This window comes from Skermanella sp., assembly GCF_059503625.1.
This window is the reverse complement of sequence record NZ_JCACHA010000093.1, coordinates 1-3,987: the sequence shown is the minus strand read 5'-3', so window position 1 is coordinate 3,987 and position 3,987 is coordinate 1. Positions and strand designations below refer to the sequence as shown.

The following is a 3,987-nucleotide window of genomic DNA, read 5'->3' as shown; positions in this document are numbered from 1 at the left end:
CTCATGCTGCGAAGGCTATGCCGAAGAACAATATGATCCCGGACGGACACTAAGCTTATCCACACGTTGGTCCGTTGACGCCGCGAACGTAGGTGGCTCACAGCACACCATTAGAGACCCCTATGTCACATACACAAAATCCAAAACCTCCGCTTGGAGACAAACGCATCCTCGTTGTAGAGGATGAAGCATTTCTGGCGATGTGGATTAAGGAAATACTGATGGAAGCTGGTGCAATAGTTATAGGGCCGGCTGCATCAGTGGATGTAGCGCTTAAGCTCCTTGATGTTGCATTACTGAAGTGCGGCGTCGATGCTGCTGTAGTGGATTATAATCTTGGCGAGACCATGTCATTGCCGGTAGTCACACGGCTTGCTACACGTGGCATTCCGTTTCTAATCCAGTCTGCCTATCACGATGTGCCGCAGCTCGAAGGCGTTCGATTGATCACCAAGCCTTATCCGCCTGAGGATCTTGTCTCTGCATTGACATCAATCGTCTAGCTGTCTTTGCCTGAAACCGTACAATTGCACTGTTCCAATCCGATGCTCGACTAATCCGCCTGTGATTCGACATGCCTTTGCAAAGCACCTTAATGGTGACAACATGTGTGGTTCCGTTTTGCGAGTTCGCTGCCATGTCCATACTGCACGGCCGCACAGTGCTTATCGTAGAGGATGAGACCCTGCTTGCCATGCTGGCAGAAGACTGCCTCCTTGAGTTCGAGATGAACGTCATTGGAAACGTGGCATGCGTTGCTGACGCACTCAGTTTTCTCAGTACCCGCCAGCCGGACGTCGCTGTTGTTGACCTCAATCTCGGCGGCGTGTCGGCGTTGCCGGTGATCGTTAGATTGCAAGAGGTTGGCATCCCCTACCTAGTTGTCACTGGTTATGGCGAGGATGGCGGTCCAGTGCGTCTGCCTGACGCGCCGGTGCTGGCAAAGCCATATGTGGTCCCGCGCCTGCAAGCTGTCCTTGAGGATCTGCTTCAGAAGCACACACGGGTAGCAAACCCGTCCACCTAAGCGCCAGCTGCTCCGTCGCACAGCTCATGCAATGGCATCAAGGCGGACAAGGCGCTGGAGGTTGCCGGTAGGCCCGCGTAGCAGCGCTTGAGCACGTTGCGTCTGATCCAGCTTGGCGGTGAGCGCCTCGCCATGGCGCCGCTTCACGGCGGACATGACCGTCTCCACCTTCCACCTCTGGCGGTACGCGACGCAGTCGGCTCCCACGCCTGGCTCGCCGAGCCGCCGCACCATCTCCCGCCGCAGTGGGGTGGTCGCCACCACGTGGGCCGAGCGCCGCTCCTTGGCCGAGATGGGGCTGTCGACGTGGAGGCCTCCGCGGCAGTACCGAGGGTTCACCTCGCTGTCATAGCCCGCATCCGCCAGGAACTGCTCAAACGGCATGCGGGCGTCCGCCGCGCTGGCCAACGGTGGAAGGTCGTTGAAGCCACCGTATGGTCCTGGTTTGACACCCTGCGCCACCAGGATCTGCAGCGCGACTCACATGGCGAAGGCTCATTTCCGCCAATCGCGCTGGCCTCGGTGTCGCTTCGCGCCATTCGAAATAGCGGCACGTATGCGCGAGGAAGATGCCAGTGAGTCGAGTGCGATCTGGGATGCACATTCGATGTCCCGATGGGCGCGGCGAACGGTCTCACATAGATCCGCGTCCAGCAGGTAGGGGCTGACGTGGTGGCGGGCGAACCGCCACACCATCGCATGGTCCAGGACAAATCGGAGGTCGAACACGCGACGGAGCTGATCGGACAGGCGGAAAAGGTCTTCCAGACCACGGTAGGTTGGCCGCAGTCTCTCCCGTAGCAGAAGCAGGGCCAACAGGGCGGCTGGCGTGTAGGCCGGTTGGCAAACCGGCAACACTGGCTCCCTCCCGAGCAGGTCATAGGCCTGAGCGAGCTGGATGGGGCTGGTCTCGACGGGGACGACCTCCAACCCTCGATAATGAAGCAGACGTTGGGACGTGCAACCCGGGCGTCAGGAACAGCGCAGCTTAGAGATTGATCCCGCCGCTCAGCACCTTGGTTCAAACAAGAAGCGTTTAGACGATCCAGTCCGCTGCCTTGGTGTCACATCCCCTGCAGGCTGGTCAGCAGGCGTTCCAGGTCGCGCAGATTGGCAGCACCGGTCTTGTCCAGCACCGCGCGGACCTGGCTGCGGACTGTCGCCTCGCTGAGGCCCCGGCGCGCCGCGACCGCGACGGTGCTTGTCCCACCCGTGAGGGCTTGGGCCACCTCCGCCTCGGCGCGCGTCAGCCCGAACAGGTCGCGGAGCATGTCAGCTCGAGGCGACGTTCGGACCATGGGTGAGAGATCACGTAGCAGGACAAGAGCTTGGCCCTGAACCCGCCCCGCACCCGCCTCGGCACCACCGCGTCCGGCAAGGCGCCGAGGCAGAGGGGCAACCAGGGCGGCGAGGCGCTGAGACCTGTCCTCGGTACTCAGACGCAAGGCACCACCAGCCCGACCGTCTTTGGCAACCTCCCGCACCAGCGCGGCAAAGCGGACGTCCTCGACGTTGTGGCGGGCCACTGCAACAGTGCAGCTTCCAGCACCGCCGGCTCGGCGCACTTGCTGCAGCCGCAGGGCAGCCCCATGAGCCGCCGCCATCGTCTCGGCTGCCGTATTAGCCACCAGCACGCGCATGGTCGCGTCCAGCACCAGCACACCCAAGGGCAGCGCATCCAGAGCCGCGAGCCCCGCCGTACCAGCCACAGCCTTCAGCCGGTGGCGCAGTTGCATGGCCCGTCGCAGATGCGGCAGGGCACCGTCAACGAGCCGCCGCTCGGCATCCCCGAACGGAGCTGCATTATCGGGGCGGTGCAAACCGATCGGCATCATGCCAGCCTCGCCGAGCGGCACCACCGTGCCGAGAACGTGGCGAAGCCCAAGCGGGCGGCCGAAGTCGTTGTAGAACTCGCTGCGCACGAACTCATGGTCGGGCACCAGCATCTCACCGCCAATCAGAAGCCGGATCGGCGCCGCACTGCCACCGCGCGCCAGCACCGCCGCGGCACGGGTGGTCCACAGGTCGAGGTGACGGTAGTGGGACTGGTAGGCGGCAACGGCACTGTCCGGGAAGCCCTCACGCCAGAGCAACTCGGTCTGGCCAGTGAGCGCGTCCCCGACCATCAGCGACGCCGTCCGTGCCTGGACCAGCGATTTCAGGCCGGTCTCGACCACCGTCCAGGGCGTCGAGCCCGCCGCGGCATCGTAGATCTCTTCCGTGAGCGCCAGCAGCCTCTCGTGCGACATCGCGGCTCTCCACCATCGTGTCGGTCGGTGACCAAGCGCCCGGCAGCGCCCGGGACAGCGGCAAAACGCCATGCATTCTGGCCGCGGACATCATCAGTTTGCAGGATGCCCGCTAGCGCTACCGAGCTGCTCGCGAGGATGGGAAAAGGAGTGAGGCATACCCGATCCTTTGGACCAGCTGCGGCTGGCCGAGCAATCTAAGAGTGGACACCCGCGCGTGACCCAGGACATCGCCCATGGTGTTCGCGAACCGTTCGGTCCCGAGGCGGCCCACGCGCCACCGCGCGGCGCCGGCCAAACTAGCGCTTCAGGTGTCCTGCGAGGCCCTCGATGACGCACGAGAGCCGTCCCGTTGGTCGCCGGCCGGGCGCGGAACCAGTGCTGGCCGTTGGCGTAGGCGGAGACGGTGCCGCGCGCCTAGACTGCCCGACGGCAGCGACGGGCGCGCGACACGGATGGTAGAGGCTTGGTTCGAACCTGTAGTGCCTGGCGACGCGCCGGCCCTCGTGCAGCTGGCCCGGCAGTTCCATGACGAGGATGGGCACCCTCTCTCGCCTAGATCCGAGGCCGCTCTCGTCCGCGCCGTCGCCGGCGCGGAACCCCTTGCGCGCGTTCGGGTGGTCCGCGCCGAGACCGGGGGGCCGCCCGCCGGTTACCTAGCCCGTCTTATTCATCGGACGTCGGGATATCGGCTGGCGGATGTAGCGTAAG

General features: G+C 63.8%; 4 protein-coding genes. 2 read left to right on the top strand and 2 right to left on the bottom strand.

The window, feature by feature from the left end; all coding sequences use genetic code 11:
* Positions 1-122 precede the first annotated feature (122 nt).
* Both AC5JJ6_RS02455 and AC5JJ6_RS02450 read left to right on the top strand, forming a co-directional pair.
* Complete coding sequence (locus AC5JJ6_RS02455; protein WP_496040520.1) at positions 123-503, top strand: response regulator; 381 nt, start codon at positions 123-125, stop codon at positions 501-503.
* Between the two features lie 134 nt (positions 504-637).
* The gene (locus tag AC5JJ6_RS02450; RefSeq protein ID WP_496040519.1) at positions 638-1,027 is read left to right on the top strand and encodes a response regulator; all 390 of its coding nucleotides are present in this window, start codon (positions 638-640) and stop codon (positions 1,025-1,027) included.
* 24 nt (positions 1,028-1,051) lie between these two features.
* Here the strand turns inward: AC5JJ6_RS02450 and AC5JJ6_RS02445 are convergent, their stop codons facing one another.
* On the bottom strand, positions 1,052-1,411 hold the full coding sequence (locus AC5JJ6_RS02445) for a transposase (RefSeq protein WP_496040518.1): 360 nt from the start codon (positions 1,409-1,411) through the stop codon (positions 1,052-1,054).
* A gap of 680 nt (positions 1,412-2,091) precedes the next feature.
* Positions 2,092-3,276, bottom strand: a complete 1,185-nt coding sequence (locus AC5JJ6_RS02440; protein ID WP_496040517.1) for a helix-turn-helix transcriptional regulator — start codon at positions 3,274-3,276, stop codon at positions 2,092-2,094.
* Positions 3,277-3,987 lie beyond the last annotated feature (711 nt).

Excerpts from the sequence above, each read along its gene's own strand:
- AC5JJ6_RS02455 (WP_496040520.1), top strand. The coding sequence starts at position 123 with ATGTCACATACACAAAATCCAAAACCTCCGCTTGGAGACAAACGCATC.
- AC5JJ6_RS02450 (WP_496040519.1), top strand. The coding sequence starts at position 638 with ATGTCCATACTGCACGGCCGCACAGTGCTTATCGTAGAGGATGAGACC.
- AC5JJ6_RS02445 (WP_496040518.1), bottom strand. The coding sequence starts at position 1,411 with ATGCCGTTTGAGCAGTTCCTGGCGGATGCGGGCTATGACAGCGAGGTG.
- AC5JJ6_RS02440 (WP_496040517.1), bottom strand. The coding sequence starts at position 3,276 with ATGTCGCACGAGAGGCTGCTGGCGCTCACGGAAGAGATCTACGATGCC.